A 16,568-nucleotide genomic window follows, 5' to 3' on the forward strand; every position below is an offset into this window, starting at 1 on the left:
GAAGATAGCTTTTTTTAGTACATACATTTAAATGTAAAAAGAGTATAATAGAGCAAAGTAAAGTTTGACGGAGGGGTATATGGCATATATTAATTTTATTATGGGATGGAAGAATCAGGACCTTCAGGTTCTAAAAGAGATTTGTGACCCGGGCCTTAAAGTCTTTTTCGTGGACAGTGATAATCAGCAGATTGAATATGATTATCATCAGTTTATTAATCTGCTCGATATTCGATTTCAAAATGTACAGGACTGGCAGTTTGATATTATCAACAGATATAATCGTTATGATGAGGAACTGATATTGTCAAATGTCACGCGAGAAAATAGTCAGCAGGAATTGATTGAGCCTTTGGCGTTCTGTATTTTTACGTTCAAGAAATCTAAGGAACCGAAACTGATCAGGATGTATATGGAAACTAAACTGAATCAGCAGTAATATTGAAACCCTCCACTTTACAAGTGGAGGGTTATGTTATTTCATACCATCATGAATCGTCACAATATTATGCTCCATCATTTTATAGTAGGAATTCGTAGCCTTATCCTGTCCTATAGAATCGGTCAGTACTTCACCGAATATTTTTTTGCCGGTTTCATCACTTAAAGCATTCATGCTGCGTTTATCGACACTTGTTTCAACAAAAAGGTGTTTGACAGAATGTTTCTTTACGTAGTCGACAGCCTGTTTCATCTGTTCAGGTGTACCCTGTTTTTCAGTATTGATTTCCCATATATAGTGATGGTGGAGACCATAATCTCGACTGAAATACTTGAATGCGCCTTCACTCGTAATCAACTGCTTTTGGTCTTCGGGTATGTCGTTAAACTTAGCGGCATATTTTTTATCGAGTGACAGAAGTTTCTCTTTATACTGCTCTGCATTTTTAGCATAATCCTGCTGATGAGACGGATCTTGTTTGATCAACGCATCCTTGATGACATCCACGTAAAGAACACCATTTTTAATACTGAGCCAGGCATGTGGATCGACTTCCCTGCCATGTTCCAGTCTGATAGTATCAACATATTGACTTGCCGCTACGACAGTATCGTCTTTGATTGACTTTCCTGCCTGGTCAAGGGCCTGATTGAACCATCCATTGCCTGTTTCCAGATTAAGGCCGTTATAAATGATAACATCTGCCTGTTCCAGTGCTGCAATGTCCTGTGGCTTAACTTCATACTCGTGCGGATCCTGTCCGACTGGAACAATAGATTTTACATCCGCAGCCTGTCCTGCTATTTGTCTCGTCATATCATAGAGTATCGAATTGGTCGTTGTTACTGTCAGTCTATGCTCTGCTTGTTTTCCGCAGGCTGTCAGAGTAAGTAATAGAGTCAAAATAAGAATTATTTTTTTCATGCAAATTTCCTCCTGATGGTTTGTGTTATAAAGATAATGGCATAAATACTGCATGCCACTATGACAATTGCTGCACCGCTCGGTACATTATAGATAAAACTGAGATAAATGCCGATAATGGCGCTGATCAGTCCTATGGTTGAAGCAGTTATCATCATGGCGTGCAAAGATTTCGTGATGAGATAGGCTGCTGAAGCGGGCGTGATCAGCATGGCCACAACCAGGATGATTCCGACTGTCTGAAGACTGACCACTGTGACAAGCGCCAGCATCAGCATGATGATGTACTGCCAGAGTTTTGGACTTAAGCCATTCATTTCAGCGAATATGGGATCAAAAGTTGTCAGTTTTAGGGGCGTGTAACAGGCGATGATGAAGGTGAGGACAACCAGGCTGACAGTCAGCGTCATCCAGAAATCCTGCTTTGAGACAGTCAGTATATTACCGAAGAGCAGATGATAAAGATTGGTTGCTGAATTGACCATACTGATGATAATGACGCCGATAGAGAAAAAGGTCGTAAAAGTGATGCCGATTGCAGCATCTCTTTTTGTTTTTGAGTATTCAATAAGAGTACTGATCACTGTACTTGTCAGTAGACCACTTATCAGGGCACCGATGAAAGTGGGGATACCGAGTAAGTAACTGATTGCAACACCCGGCAGTACAGCGTGACTCATAGCATCACCCATCAGACTTAAATTCCTAAGAACGATGAGGCAGCCGACTGCACCTGATACTATACCGACGACAGCTGCAGTGATCATTGCACGACTTAAAAACTGATAAGACAGAATCGCATCGAGAAAAGTCATCGTTTTTCCTCCTCTGGAAAATAGACGGTTTTCAGGTTGGCATCTGTCAGAATTTCAGGACCGCCTGTCTGAATCAGTTTCTTGTTGAGTAAGAGTATTTCATCAAAGAGTGTACGCGCACTTTCAATATCATGATGAACAATGAAAACTGTTTTGCCGTCGTTCTTTAGTTTGAAAAGCATATCTGTGATGATGGCAGTACTCGTATAATCGATGCCTACAAAAGGTTCATCCAGAAAGTAGACCTCACGCTCTGCCATAAGGGCCCGTGCAAACAGAACACGTTGCAGCTGACCGCCACTTAAAGTGTCCAGCGTGCGAGTTTTTAAATCCGTGAGTCTGAACTGTGCAAGCTGACGCTCCAGGTTTAAGCCTTTTTCTGCTCGATAGGCCCCTGAACGAACGACTGCTTCAACTGTTATAGGAAATGTGACATCGATACTCGACCGCTGTGGTATGTATGAGAATAATCGTCTGCACTCCTTCATTTCTTTCTGATGATAGGTCGCTGTTCCCTGGTGTTTAAGGAAACCTAGCATGCTTTTGATGAGTGTCGACTTACCCGCACCGTTTGGTCCCATGATGCCGATGATTCCAGAAATATTCTGCTGATAGCAGATGTCATCAAGTAGTCGCTTTCCATCAATAGTGACCGTCAGATGATTAAGATGAATCATATTTTTTACCTCCTTAATTCGTAATTTAGGTTAACCTAAAAATATAATGAGGTCAAATAAAATGTAAGGATAAAATGAAATATAGTATGATATAGGAGAGGGGGCTAGCTAATGCTGACAGAAGAAAAAGAAGATTATTTAAAAGCGATATATTCTCTAGGAGGCGCTACAGAATATGTTTCGAATAAACAATTAGCACAGTACTTAAAGATAAAACCGCCATCCGTATCAGAGATGATGAGCAGAATGCAAAAAGAAGACTTAGTGGAACTGAAAGCATATAAAGGTGTGAAGCTGACTCATCAGAGTCAGCTGCTTACTTTGAATCTAATAAAAAGACATCGACTGATTGAATGTTTTCTGATTCAAAGCCTGAATTACAGCTGGAATGAAGTACATGCAGAAGCGGAAGTTCTGGAGCATCGGGTTTCTGATCGGTTTATTGAACGACTTGATGAGATGCTTGATTTTCCCAGATACTGTCCGCATGGCAGTCTGATACCGCGCGGAGAAATCACTGAAGAAAAGATGACACCTGTTAATGAGCTGACAGAAGGGACTTCGTTTGTGCTGAAAAAAGTACGAGATGAATATGAGCTGCTGGCTTACTTATCCAAACAGGATGTCAGCATAAATGATGAGCTGCAAATTGAAAAGATTGATCATGCCAATAAAGTGATTTATCTGAAGAAGAAAAAGTCTTTTATCATCAGTTTTGAAAATGCGGAGAAAATGTTTACCCGTTAATATTTGAACATTCTGAAAAATTTATGAATTAGCATTGTTATACAACAGAAAAGTTGTATAATAAGACTATAGAAACAGAAAATTCAATTAATTAAAGGGGTGTTGATAATGGCTAGAGATGCAAAATTATCACATATGCGTATTGATGAGTTGATCAATGTGAATACAACAATGAAAATGAAAAGTGAATTTGTATATGCAAATACATTTAAAGAATATCTTGAGACGATTTACCGTGAAGAGATTCTTGTAAGAGACTATGAAAATGTATTGCTCGCGTATGATGACAACTGTGCCTATGCATACATCAAAGAAAATGATAAATTTCACTTCATAACTTGCTCTAAGAGCGATTCATCAATCAGTCACACATTCTATAAAGAACCTGTCGAGAAAATGAAGGTCAATATTAAATCAATTGACCCATTAGTGATAGAATCAGTCGATATTTCAATTCGTGGTGAACATCTGACACTCATCAATTCAAATAATGATGTCATGTTTAACAGATTTATTTCAAAACTATAAATGACAAGCCCTGACAGCAGTCAGGGCTTTTTAATTTGTAAAGATTATATCAAATGGAAAATTTTAATAATTAATAGCAGTCGATGTGTTATATTATAGCGGGTGAGTGAGAAGACTAATGACAGGAGAAACCATGTTTATTGAATCTCACGAAAGAAGTAACTATTATTGTTATTTGCAATCGGTTGAAGGTAGACAAATGCTAGATGAAGTGGATCAGCTGAACTATAGGAATTATATAAAGGGTTTTGAGGGTGAAAAGAAGTTTGAGACGATGCTGAGCAAGTGTGGCGGTATAAAGTTGTGGGATGTCGCATTAAGAACGCCTGCGTTGTCACAATATGATTTTCTAGTCATATACAATCATACGCTTTTTCATTTTGAAGTTAAGAACTTTTCAGGGCAATACAGGATTCTGAATAATCAGTTTGTAAGTGATAGCGACTATGTCCATCACGATGTGCTGAGTCAGTTGAACCGAGCACATTATAACCTGACAAAGTTTTTAGTAAAACATGGTATTGATTTTAAGGTAGTCAGTAAAATCATTTTTATTAACGACGGATTCACTTTAATCGGTGGAGTAGAGCATCAGGATATCGTCACGAGCAGTAGTGTTGAGAAAATAGGTCATTATTTTGATGATGCGTATATTCCTGATATCACTGAGAAAAAACTAGGTGACCTATTAGTATCTAAGCATGAAGGTAAAAATATTTTTGAACGCATTTATTATTATGATTTTAGTAAGATGAAAAAAGGAATGAGATGTCCAGACTGCAGAAAAATTGGAATTGAAGATCACTAAAAAGGAAGAAATCTTAAATGTGAGTGTGGCAGTATTCTTAACAAAGCCAAAATACTTAAAATCACTATTGAAGAAATAATGATGCTGAAAAGAGCAGGAGTCAGCACACGAGAAGTTGTCAATTGGACCGGATTAAATGAAAGAGTCGTAAGGAGATGCTTAGTTGAACATTTTCATGCAGAAGGTAAAGGCAAAGCACGTAAATTCACGATAAAATAATAGAGAAGAGTCCGGCATTCTTAAGATAACGGACACAAATAGGTTGTTGAAAAGTTATTCATAAGTGATGAGTCCGTCATCCACCGAATAGCGGACATAACTATACCGAAGCCAGGATATGCATGCGTGATGAGTCCGTCATCAATCAAATAACGGACACATCAACTATGGCGACTCTAATCCCCTTCAATTGACATGAATCACTTAAAAATTTTATAATAAGTATCACGAATAAAGTTCGACAGAGGTGAATAAAATGAGCATGAGAAGTGAACGTGTTGGTGAACAGCTGAAGAAGGAACTCAGTGAAATTATCAACCAGAAAATGAAAAATCCTAATATTGGTTTTGTGACCGTTACAGAAGTTGAAGTGACAGGCGATTTATCACAGGCGACTGTTTATGTAACGGTTCTAGGTGAAGAGAAAGAACGCCAGAAATCTCTTGAAGCACTTGAAAAATCTAAAGGCTTCATGCGTTCAGAGATTGCACATCGCATGGATTTACGTATTGTACCTGAACTGAAGTTTCAGTATGATGAGTCTATTGATTACGGTAACAAAATTGAACGTATGATTGCTGACCTTAATAAGGGTCACTAAATAGACGACAGACACTTTTTCATGTAAACTCGATTATGAGTTTACTGGAAAGGTGTTTTTTTATGGATGGAATTTTAGCGATTAATAAACCGCGGGGGATGACAAGTCATGATGTCGTCTTTAAATTGAGAAAAATCTTAAAGACTAAGAAGGTCGGACATACAGGTACTTTAGATCCTGCTGTAGACGGTGTTCTACCCATCTGCGTTGGCCGTGCCACACGGGTCAGTGATTATATGATGGATAGCGGTAAAACTTATATCGCAGAAGTAACGCTTGGCAGTCAGACGACGACAGAAGATCAGACCGGTGAAACCATTTCTGTAGAACCCATCAGTCCGAATGCCTTTTCTATAGAAGATATGGATGCAGTGCTCCAGTCTTTAGTGGGACCTCTTGTGCAGACACCACCCATGTATTCTGCTGTTAAAGTAAACGGCAGAAAATTATACGAGTATGCACGAGAAGGGAAAGTGATAGAACGTCCGTCACGTACTGTTCAGATCTATGCTATCAAGAGGTTGTCTCAACCTCGGTTTCAAGATGACAAAGTCATCTTCGATATAGAAGTCGCATGTGGTAAAGGCACCTATATCCGGACGCTTGCAACGCAGATAGCAGAACGTCTTTCTACGGTAGGTCATATGTCTAAGCTGACACGTACTTCTTCCGGCGGCTTTCAGTTAGAAGAGAGTCTTACTTTAGAAGAACTTGCAGCTATGCCGCTTGATCATGTTCAGGCTCATTTATTACCGCTTGAAAGAGGCTTAAAAGATCTGCCTCATCTAGAGGTTTCTGCCGACTTAAAGGACCGCATATTGAATGGTCAGAAACTGAAGCAGTTCAGTACACCTTTAACAGAAGAAACCGTGCTGACCTATCAGCAACAGGCACTGGCTATCTATATGCCGCATCCGGAACAAGCTGGTATCATTAAAGCACGAAAAGTATTTAACTAAACTAAAAGGAGTCTCCTACATGCATACTATACATATCAATCGAATTGAAGAGATGTATGATCATCCAGACATTGCGCTTGCGATCGGTTTCTTCGATGGCATTCATCTGGGGCACTTGACCGTTATCAATCAGATGATTGAAATAGCGGACAAAAAGAGTCTCAAAAAAGCAGTGATGACGTTTGACCCGCATCCGTCAGTTGTTCTCAATCCGGAAAAAAAACGGACGGATTATTTAACACCTTTAAATGAAAAAAAACGTATCTTCGAAGCATTAGGTGTGGATTATCTCTTTATTGTTCCTTTCACATCTAAGTTTGCGGCGATGACAGAAAAAGATTTCATCCGTGACTACTTAACGAACAATCACGTCAAGGAAGTAGTCGCAGGTTTTGATTTTACTTACGGCAAATTTGGTAAAGGCAATATGCTGAAGCTCGCTGAAGATAGACAAGGCTTTAATGTGACGACAGTATCTAAGAAAGCCCTTAATGACGAAAAAGTATCAACGACCGATATCCGCCGCATGTTAATGGAAGGGGAAGTCGTGCATGCGAATGAACAGCTTGGCCGTCCTTACAAGATTGCAGGAATCGTTGTACAAGGTGAAAAACGAGGGCGTACTATCGGTTTTCCGACTGCGAACGTCATGCCTGATGAAGATTACGTCATGCCGAAACTAGGTGTATACGCCGTTACGCTGAAACAAGTGGCGACTGGCGAGACATTTAAAGGGGTCTGCAATATTGGTTATAAACCGACGTTTCACGATCCGTCTAAGTCGGCCGTCTCTATTGAAGTCCATATCTTTGATTTTAACGACTCCATTTACGGTGAACGCGTAGAAGTCTTCTGGCACGAATTTCTGCGTCCCGAACAGAAGTTCAGTGGCATCGATGCACTGATCGCCCAGATAAACCTAGATAAAACTCGTGCAGAAGAAATTCTGCGTGACATCGAACTCTAGTCTGTGCTATAATATTTCAGTACCTTTCCTTGGCTTGTCGACACTCCGACGACGCGCTCGGGTTACGGTGAAAATTATAATAGGAGGTCATTTAATTATGGCAATTACACAAGAACGTAAAAACGAAATCATTGCACAATACCGTGTACATGATACAGACACAGGATCACCAGAAGTACAAATCGCGGTTTTAACTGCAGAAATCAATGCATTAAACGAACATTTACGTACTCACAAAAAAGACCACCATTCACGTCGTGGACTTTTAAAAATGGTTGGTCGTCGTAAAAACTTACTGACTTACCTTCGTGAAAACGATGTTCAACGTTACCGTGAATTAATTAAATCATTAGGTTTACGTCGATAATAAAAACAGTCGAAAGGAACTCATGTTTCTTTCGATTTTTTTATGACTAACTTTTTAATAAATGATATGATGAAAGATATAAACTTGAGAGGAGCATTTTAATGTCTCAGAAAAAAGTATTTACAACTGAATGGGCAGGCCGCCCGCTGACAGTTGAGGTGGGTCAGCTCGCTAAGCAGGCGAATGGATCAGCTCTTGTCCGCTACGGCGACACGGTTGTCCTGTCTACAGCGACTGCATCTAAAGAACCGAGGGATGTCGATTTCTTCCCGCTGATGGTGAACTATGAAGAAAAACTCTATGCAGCTGGTAAGATTCCAGGCGGTTTTAATAAACGTGAAGGTCGTCCGGGTGAAGACGCGACTTTAACGTCTCGTTTAATTGACCGTCCGATCCGTCCGCTATTCCCGAAAGGTTATCGACATGACATTCAAGTCATTTCAATCGTTATGAGTGTTGACCCGGACAACTCACCTGAGATGGCAGCGATGCTTGGTTCTTCTGTGGCATTATCAGTTTCTGATATTCCTTTTGAAGGGCCAATCGCAGGGGTTAACGTCGGGTTAATTGATAATGAGCTCATCATCAATCCTAACGTCGAACAGCGTAAGGCGTCACTGCTCGACTTACAGGTTGCGGGTCATAAAGACGCAGTCAACATGGTTGAAGCAGGCGCAAAAGAAGTCACTGAAGAAAAAATGCTTGAGGCGATTATGTTCGGTCATGCGGCTATCAGGGAACTTGTAGATTTTCAGGAGAAAATCATTGCAGACGTTCAGCCTGTGAAAAAAGAATTCGTGCCGGTAGAGCCGAACTTAATCGTAGAAAATGAAGTGAAAGACTATGCGGAAGCACTTGAACTTTCTAAAGCGATTCAGACGAAAGACAAACTCGAACGTGAAGAGAATATCACAGCAGTGAAACTGCAGATTATTGAGAAATATGAAGGACACCCTGAAGAGACGATGACTGTCGTCAATAAAACTTTCGACAGCCTGATCAAAGAAGAAGTCCGCCGTTTAATCACTGAAGAAAAAGTACGTCCGGATGGTCGACGTCCTGAAGAAATCCGTCCACTTGACAGTGAAGTGGGCTTACTGCCTCGTGCTCACGGTTCAGGTCTTTTTACTCGTGGACAGACTCAGGCATTATCTGTTGCGACACTTGGCGCACTCGGTGAACATCAGATTATAGACGGCCTCGGTATCGAAGAAGAGAAGCGTTATATGCATCACTATAATTTCCCTAACTTCTCAGTCGGTGAGACAGGTCCAATTCGTGCACCAGGTCGCCGTGAGATCGGTCACGGTGCACTCGGGGAACGTGCGCTTCTGCAGGTTATCCCAAATGAAGTGGACTTCCCGTATACAATCCGTGTCGTCTCTGAAGTACTTGAGTCAAATGGTTCTTCTTCTCAGGCTTCCATCTGCGGTTCTACACTTGCACTGATGGATGCAGGTGTCCCTATCAAAGCCCCAGTCGCAGGTATAGCGATGGGTCTCGTTAAAAAAGGTGAAGACTATACTATTCTGTCTGATATTCAAGGAATGGAAGATGCACTCGGGGACATGGACTTTAAAGTCGCTGGAACGAGCGAAGGGATTACAGCGATACAGATGGATATTAAAATTGATGGTCTGTCTGAGGAAATCCTGCGTGAGGCGCTTGAACAAGCCCGTACCGGACGTATGCACATCATGGATCATATGCTGCAGACGATTGCAGAACCAAGAAAAGAATTAAGTGCTTATGCACCAAAAATTGAAGTGATTCATATCAATCCTGACAAAATCCGCGACGTCATCGGACCAGGTGGTAAGAAAATTAATGAAATCATTGATGTAACGGGCGTTAAGGTTGATATCGAACAGGATGGAACGGTCTTCATCGGTTCAAGCGATGCAGCGATGATTAAAGAAGCAGTACAGATCATTGAAAATATCGTGCGTGAAGCAGTCGTCGGAGAAGTTTACCATGCGACAGTAAAACGTATCGAGAAGTTCGGCGCATTTGTTGAAATCTTCCCAGGGAAAGATGCTCTCGTGCATATCTCTCAGCTTGCTCACGAACGGGTGAATAAAGTGGAAGATGTGATTAAAATGGGCGATCAGTTTGATGTCAAAGTGACAGAAATTGACCGTCAAGGTCGTGTCAATGCGTCACGCAAAGTGCTTCTTGAAAAACCGAAAGAAGCGCCTAAAATAGAAACAGAACCTAAAAAAGAAGATTAATTTTAAAGACTGCCTATGCAGTCTTTTTTAATAGAAAGAGGGCCATATTTGAATAAAGATCTGACAATTACGACTCGATTATCACCACATGAAACTGTTCATATCGCAGTCTATATTAAAGCAGGAACGAACCATGAAGAAGGCTACCCGGCAGGAATTGCGCATTTTGTCGAGCATATGTTGTTTAAAGGAACTAAAAACTTTACAGCAAAAGCCTTTAGTGAAGAAATTGATGCCATCGGTGGAGATGTCAATGCTTATACGACAAAAGAATATACGTGCTATTCTGTCAAGACGCTTAAACGTTTTGAGCATCGTGCTGTTTTACTCCTGCAGGAAATGCTGACAGAGGCTGAATTTCCAGCTGAAGAAATAGAACGGGAGAAACAGGTTATATTAGAAGAAATTAAAATGACAGAAGATGATCCTGAGGATTATATTTATGATCTGATGCAGGAGAAGACATTTTCTGATCGCTACCGGTCTCCTATACTGGGTTACCGGGCGTCACTTAATGAAATGAACCGTGACAACTTGATACGCTTTTATCAGTCTCATTACACAAAGGATAATATCATCATCTCTTATGCGGGTCAGCAGCCGGAAATCATTCAGACTCTGAAAATCTTTGACCAACCGTCTATAAAAACGAAACCTGCCTTTTCCTTTAAGCCCGTCTCTCTGACGATGGACCGTTCACTTGAACAGTCACACTTTCTGATAGGTTTTGAGGCTGTCGGTTATCATCATCCGCTGTACGACGCATTCAGTTTGTTCAGTTCTTACTTCGGTGAATCGATGTCATCGCCGTTATTCAGAAGGCTGCGAGAAGAACTGAGTCTCTGTTATAATGTCTATTCATCACTTGAATCATTTATTGATGGAGGACTGTTCACAATTTATATCGGCTGCGATGAACAGAATGTACCGGCGGCTGAAGAAGAGATTATAAAGCTGCTGACAGCACCTCTGACACATGTCAACCTGACAAAAGCACAGGACTACCTGATCACCTCTGCTTATATGGATAATGATTACGAAGGGCATATCATGGCAAGAGATGGCAGGAGTCTGATGTATTATGATAGATTGATCACGCTGGAGGAATTTGAATCGCGTATCAGAGCGGTCACACTTGAGGAGATAGCACAGGTACAGGAAATGCTGAAAGCGCCTGCAAAGATTCTCTTTAAATAATTGTACTATTTGCTGAATTGGTATAAAATTCAAGTATAAAGAGTAGGAGGCGGTTGTATGGTATTTGATAAAATAGCAGTGAACAATCATATTATTGAAGCAGAGGGCCAGTTTACGCAGGAAGAAAGAGCGATTAGACTGACAACATCTGACGGCAGTATCGGCCAGTATTTCAATCAGCTCGAATCATCACAGGAAGCTGTGAATCTTGTCATTTTCAAGGATGATGAAGAACGTTTAAATGAAAAAGAACTGAAACTCGATAATATTACTGTAGATGGTGGCAATTACCGTATACAGCTTGTTTAAGGGGTAAGGCGCTGCGGCGCCTTTTTTTATTGTCTTATTCCTTTCAAATAGCTTATAATAGAATCAATATGGATTGAACGGGAAAAGATTTTAGGAGGAACTATTTTGAATTTAGTTAAAAAAGAGAATAATCAAGTAAGAATCACACCGCTCGGCGGTGTCAGTGAAATTGCTAAGAACATGTATATCGTTGAAGTAGACGAAGAAATGTTCATGCTGGATGCCGGACTGATGTTTCCGGAAGATGAAATGCTTGGAATCGATGTCGTGATTCCTGACATACAGTATGTCATCGAAAATAAACATAAATTAAAAGGGATTTTCTTATCACATGGTCATCTCGATGCAATCGGTGCATTAAAATACATCATGCCAAAACTAGACGTTCCTATCTACGGATCACGATTAACACTTGCTCTTGTAAAAGACCAGATGAAAGACGTTAAACTGGAAAAGAAAATCAAGTACTATACAGTCAATAATGATTCAGTTATGCGTTTTAAAGGCGTGAATATCACTTTCTTCAATACTACTCACAGCATCCCGGACGCACTTGGGATCTGTATTCATACATCTTACGGTGCCATCGTCTATACAGGTGAATTTAAATTCGACCAAAGTGTTCAAGGCGCTTATCGTCCAGATATCAGCAAAATGACAGCTATCGGTGAAGCAGGCGTGCTCGCACTTATCAGTGATTCGACTGAAGCTGAGAAACCTGGCTACAATACGCCGGAGAATGTAATTGAAAGTCATATCAACGATGAATTTGCACGCGCTAATGGGCGTATTATCGTTTCATGCTACGCTTCAAACTTTATTCGCATCCAGCAGGTCATCAATGCAGCAGCTAAAAATAACCGTAAAGTCACTTTCTTAGGAAAGTCACTTGAAAGTTCGTTTAATATCGCTAGAAAAATGGGCTATTTCGATATCCCTGAACAGTTGTTAATCCCGATTAAAGATGTTGCAAAATATCCGAAAAATGAGCTGATTGTGATCTCAACCGGCGCTCAAGGCGAGCCGATTGAAGCATTAGGGCTGATGGCTCAGCAGCGTCATAACATCATGAACATCGAAGAAGGCGACACGGTCTTCATTACGACGACGCCCTCATCAGGCATGGAGGTCATCTTAGGTTCTACCATCAACCATCTCGTTAAAGCGGGTGCTCATGTAGTATCACCTGACAAGAAAATTCATGCTTCCGGACATGGCTGTATGGAAGAACTGAAAATGATGCTGAATTTTATGAAACCTGAATATTTCATCCCTGTACAGGGTGAATTCAAGATGCAGATTGCGCATGCGAAGCTTGCAGCTGAAACGGGTGTCCTGCCTGAACACATCTTCCTGCTTGAAAAAGGCGATGTCGTGACATATGACGGCAAAGAGATGCGTGCGAACGATAAAGTCATCGCAGGAAACGTCCTCATTGATGGTATCGGTGTTGGTGATGTCGGGAACATCGTGCTTCGTGACCGCCGACTGTTAGCAGAAGACGGTATCTTTATCGCAGTCGTGACACTCGACTCCAAAAACAGACGAATTGTTGCAGGTCCTCAGATTCAATCGCGTGGCTTCGTCTACGTTCGTGAAAGTGAAGAACTGCTAAAAGAAGCTGAAGATAAAGTACGTGCTATCGTTGAAGAAGGCTTGATGCAAAATCGTATCGAGTGGTCAGAAATCAAACAGGATATGAGAGACAAACTCGGTAAATTCCTCTATGATTCAACAAAACGCCGTCCGATGATTATCCCTGTGATTTCTGAAATTTAATGAATAACCTATAAACAAGCTTTTTAAAGCTTGTTTATTTAGTTTTAAGAGGTGAAGACATGGCAATCACTAAAAAAAAGACCACTAAAAAAAGAAGAACCAAGAAAACAGCGAAGCGGACAGATCAGCCCTATATTTATCTTGTGGCACTTATTCTGCTGAGTCTGCTCCTGCTCGGATTATTTCAGTTCGGGTTGATCGGCCTGGGTATCGACTGTCTGATGGTACTTTTCACGGGCACAGCCCGCTACTTTACATATCTGCTGTTATTTTTAACAGTCATTTATTTTACAATCAACAAGAAGATGATGCCTTTAAACAGAAGGCTGGCAGGCTGGCTGACACTTCAGCTTGCTTTAAGTCTGCTGTTTGAATTTGGGAATCGATTAATAGACAACAAAAGTCGGCCGATGTTCGACCGCATCTATGAATTAGAATCTGATTCTCATTTTCATTATCAGGGTGGAGGATCTCTTGGATTTTACTTGGAAAATATGTTGTCAGCCCTCATCAGCCCTGTCGGGACGTTTATTCTGATCGTTGCCTTGTTCGGTCTGACCGGCATTCTGATAACAGGGCGTTCTGTCCGACAAGAAGCAAGAACACTTTTTATGACTTTGATGTCAAGTTTTGCTGCAGTCAGACAAAAATGGATGGAACGTGAGAAGCCTGAGCCGAGAGATGTGTCGTCACTTGTCGAAATAAAAGATGAAGAAACGACCCAAAATATACCTGGACCAGAGAAGATAGAACGTGAAACGCAGCATGAAGAGATTCCGGTCTATGAGGAAAATCGTAAAGTTAAAAAAGAACAGCAGCTGGAGGAGGCCGTCACCGAGTCTGAAGGTATAGAGATGGTCATTGAAGAAGATTCGGACTATCAGCTGCCTCCTATTACCTTACTTGACCCACCTGCTCAGTCTGTTAAGTCTGATACAAAGTCAGTCAAACAAAGAGGGCAGCTTCTTGAAAATACACTGAGAAACTTTGGCGTAGATGCGAAGGTCAGTCAGATCCGTATCGGGCCAGCTGTTACGCAGTACGAAGTCCATCCGGCGCTAGGTGTCAAAGTCAGCCGTATCGTCAATCTGTCGAGTGATATCGCACTGGCATTAGCCGCGAAAGATATCCGGATAGAAGCGCCTATCCCGGGTAAATCTGCTGTTGGCATAGAAGTTCCCAACAAAACGACGTCTATGGTCACGCTGCGTGAAGTACTGGAAGAAGAACCGGTCACAACAAATAAACTGAAAGTTGTCCTGGGGCGCAATATTTCGGGAGAAGCGATTACTGCTGAACTTAATAAGATGCCCCATCTTCTCGTCGCCGGATCAACAGGAAGCGGTAAATCAGTCTGCATCAATGGAATTATCACGAGTATTCTGATGAATGCCAAACCACATGAAGTCAAACTGATGATGATTGATCCGAAGATGGTTGAGTTGAACGTCTACAATGGAATTCCGCATCTGCTCACACCGGTCGTGACGAACCCGCAAAAAGCGAGTCAGGCCTTACAGAAAATTGTTGCTGAAATGGAAAGACGTTATGACCTCTTCAGTCATACAGGTACACGTAATATTGAAGGCTATAATCAGTATTTAAAACGTCAGAACCAGGAACTGGATGAAAAGAACAGTTTACTTCCTTATATCGTGGTGATTGTCGATGAGCTGGCAGACTTAATGATGGTGGCCAGTAAGGACGTAGAGAGTGCCATCATGCGAATCGCTCAGATGGCGCGGGCTGCCGGCATTCATCTGATTATTGCGACGCAGCGACCTTCTGTTGATGTCATCACCGGGTTAATCAAAGCGAATATTCCTTCACGTATTGCCTTTGCTGTAAGCTCACAAGTGGATTCGCGGACTATACTGGATTCACAGGGAGCCGAGAAACTACTCGGTCGAGGAGATATGCTGTTTTTACCTTCGGGACAATCAAAGCCGACCCGTGTTCAGGGGGCTTTCTTGTCTGATAGTGAAGTGGAAGCAGTCGTCAATTATGTCACCGAGCAGCAATCAGCGAACTACATGAAAGAAATGGAGCCGGAAGAAGTCGTTCAGTCTGATTCACCTTCTGACGATGCGCTTTATTTCCAGGCCTACGAATTTGTGGTGAGAGAGCAGAAGGCAAGTGCTTCTCTTCTGCAGCGTCAGTTTAGAATAGGCTATAATAGAGCTGCAAGGCTTGTGGATGATTTAGAGCTCAATCAAGTGATTGGTCCGGCGCAAGGAAGTAAGCCGAGACAAGTATTAATAGCACCAGAAGAAGGAGGAGAATAATGTCTGCCAAACAAGCTGTAGTAGAGATTAAAGACTGGATTATCGAGCGCATTCAAGACGCGACTTTTACGACTGATAGACCACTGCCAAGTGAATATGAGATTTCACGCACTTTGAATGTCGTTCAGGACGATGTTGAAGAAGCCCTGCAGGAACTTGTCACAGAGCAGCTTTTATCAGAACGGTTCCATCAAGGCTACTTTGTCAAACATGAACCGACTTTTTTCTATCCTATACATAACTTGAAAAGTATTACGGCCATGATTGAAGAGAAGGGGTATACGGCAGGCTCTATCATCATCAGTCAGGATCCGGAAACACCTTCTATTGATGATAAACGGATTCTTGAAATCAATGATGATCGTAATATCATCGTTCTTGAGCGCATCCGTACCGCTGACCATGAACCTATTGCCTACTGCCTGGATAAGATTGTTGATGAATCCTTGATACTCGATCATTCCAACAAGATTTCACTGTTTGAATTTTTGAAGGATCGTCCGGAGTTTCAGATTACCTCTGCTACTTGTGAGATAGAGTCGATCAGCTACGAACCTTATATTTCAAATATGCTTGAGTGCGCACCGGAAGAAAGCCTGGTCCTTGTGCGTCAGATTCATAAAAATAGAGATGATAAGCCAGTCCTGTATTCACTCAATTATTTTAAATCCAGTCAGATTAAATTCCAAATTAAGCGAGAGTTGAAGTGATTT

General features: G+C 41.4%; 16 protein-coding genes and 1 pseudogene. 14 read left to right on the forward strand and 3 right to left on the reverse strand.

All coding sequences use genetic code 11. The annotated features are described in order from the left end of the window. The first annotated feature begins 79 nt into the window (after window positions 1-79). Entirely contained in the window at window positions 80-439 is a 360-nt protein-coding gene (locus MGG13_RS05210) for a hypothetical protein (protein ID WP_239035613.1), read from the forward strand. A gap of 36 nt (window positions 440-475) precedes the next feature. Here MGG13_RS05210 and MGG13_RS05215 read toward each other — a convergent pair whose 3' ends face one another. From MGG13_RS05215 to MGG13_RS05225, 3 genes are read right to left on the reverse strand one after another with little or no spacing between them, the layout of a single operon-like run. Continuing rightward, window positions 476-1,366, reverse strand: a complete 891-nt coding sequence (locus tag MGG13_RS05215; protein ID WP_239035614.1) for a metal ABC transporter solute-binding protein, Zn/Mn family — start codon at window positions 1,364-1,366, stop codon at window positions 476-478. After that, on the reverse strand, window positions 1,363-2,181 hold the full coding sequence (locus MGG13_RS05220; protein WP_239035615.1) for a metal ABC transporter permease: 819 nt from the start codon (window positions 2,179-2,181) through the stop codon (window positions 1,363-1,365). Before MGG13_RS05220 ends, MGG13_RS05215 begins: the two co-directional genes overlap by 4 nt. After that, entirely contained in the window at window positions 2,178-2,858 is a 681-nt protein-coding gene (locus MGG13_RS05225; RefSeq protein ID WP_239035616.1) for a metal ABC transporter ATP-binding protein, read from the reverse strand. The genes MGG13_RS05220 and MGG13_RS05225 overlap by 4 nt, the downstream gene beginning before the upstream one ends. Before the next feature lie 111 nt (window positions 2,859-2,969). Here MGG13_RS05225 and MGG13_RS05230 point away from each other — a divergent pair, with 111 nt between their 5' ends. The 13 genes and pseudogenes from MGG13_RS05230 (at window position 2,970) to MGG13_RS05290 (ending at window position 16,565) form a co-directional block, all read left to right on the forward strand. Further along, complete coding sequence (locus MGG13_RS05230) at window positions 2,970-3,605, forward strand: metal-dependent transcriptional regulator (RefSeq protein WP_239035617.1); 636 nt, start codon at window positions 2,970-2,972, stop codon at window positions 3,603-3,605. Window positions 3,606-3,713: 108 nt separating this feature from the next. Then, entirely contained in the window at window positions 3,714-4,133 is a 420-nt protein-coding gene (locus MGG13_RS05235) for a hypothetical protein (RefSeq protein WP_133432077.1), read from the forward strand. A gap of 133 nt (window positions 4,134-4,266) precedes the next feature. Next, on the forward strand, window positions 4,267-4,941 hold the full coding sequence (locus MGG13_RS05240) for a nuclease-related domain-containing protein (protein WP_239035618.1): 675 nt from the start codon (window positions 4,267-4,269) through the stop codon (window positions 4,939-4,941). A gap of 475 nt (window positions 4,942-5,416) precedes the next feature. Next, the gene (gene rbfA, locus MGG13_RS05245) at window positions 5,417-5,761 is read left to right on the forward strand and encodes a 30S ribosome-binding factor RbfA (protein ID WP_239035619.1); all 345 of its coding nucleotides are present in this window, start codon (window positions 5,417-5,419) and stop codon (window positions 5,759-5,761) included. A 62-nt stretch (window positions 5,762-5,823) separates the two neighbouring features. Next, window positions 5,824-6,720, forward strand: coding sequence for a tRNA pseudouridine(55) synthase TruB (gene truB / locus MGG13_RS05250; protein WP_239035620.1), 897 nt, complete (start codon window positions 5,824-5,826; stop codon window positions 6,718-6,720). A gap of 19 nt (window positions 6,721-6,739) precedes the next feature. Further along, window positions 6,740-7,703 (forward strand): annotated as a pseudogene (locus MGG13_RS05255) (bifunctional riboflavin kinase/FAD synthetase); the annotation flags it as partial. 81 nt (window positions 7,704-7,784) lie between these two features. Further along, a complete protein-coding gene (rpsO, locus tag MGG13_RS05260; protein ID WP_099577738.1) occupies window positions 7,785-8,054 on the forward strand; it encodes a 30S ribosomal protein S15 in 270 nt (89 codons plus the stop codon). A gap of 101 nt (window positions 8,055-8,155) precedes the next feature. Continuing rightward, complete coding sequence (pnp, locus tag MGG13_RS05265) at window positions 8,156-10,285, forward strand: polyribonucleotide nucleotidyltransferase (protein WP_239035622.1); 2,130 nt, start codon at window positions 8,156-8,158, stop codon at window positions 10,283-10,285. 48 nt (window positions 10,286-10,333) lie between these two features. Next, window positions 10,334-11,482: a M16 family metallopeptidase gene (locus MGG13_RS05270; RefSeq protein WP_239035623.1), complete on the forward strand. Its 1,149-nt coding sequence runs from the start codon at window positions 10,334-10,336 to the stop codon at window positions 11,480-11,482. Window positions 11,483-11,539: 57 nt separating this feature from the next. Beyond that, a complete protein-coding gene (locus MGG13_RS05275; protein WP_133432084.1) occupies window positions 11,540-11,791 on the forward strand; it encodes a hypothetical protein in 252 nt (83 codons plus the stop codon). Between the two features lie 105 nt (window positions 11,792-11,896). After that, a complete protein-coding gene (rnjB, locus tag MGG13_RS05280; protein ID WP_133432085.1) occupies window positions 11,897-13,570 on the forward strand; it encodes a ribonuclease J2 in 1,674 nt (557 codons plus the stop codon). 59 nt (window positions 13,571-13,629) lie between these two features. Continuing rightward, window positions 13,630-15,855: a DNA translocase FtsK gene (locus tag MGG13_RS05285; protein ID WP_239035624.1), complete on the forward strand. Its 2,226-nt coding sequence runs from the start codon at window positions 13,630-13,632 to the stop codon at window positions 15,853-15,855. Then, window positions 15,855-16,565: a GntR family transcriptional regulator gene (locus MGG13_RS05290; protein ID WP_239035625.1), complete on the forward strand. Its 711-nt coding sequence runs from the start codon at window positions 15,855-15,857 to the stop codon at window positions 16,563-16,565. The genes MGG13_RS05285 and MGG13_RS05290 overlap by 1 nt, the downstream gene beginning before the upstream one ends. Window positions 16,566-16,568: the final 3 nt, after the last annotated feature.

The organism is Macrococcus brunensis, assembly GCF_022343725.1.
Lineage (GTDB): Bacteria > Bacillota > Bacilli > Staphylococcales > Staphylococcaceae > Macrococcus > Macrococcus brunensis.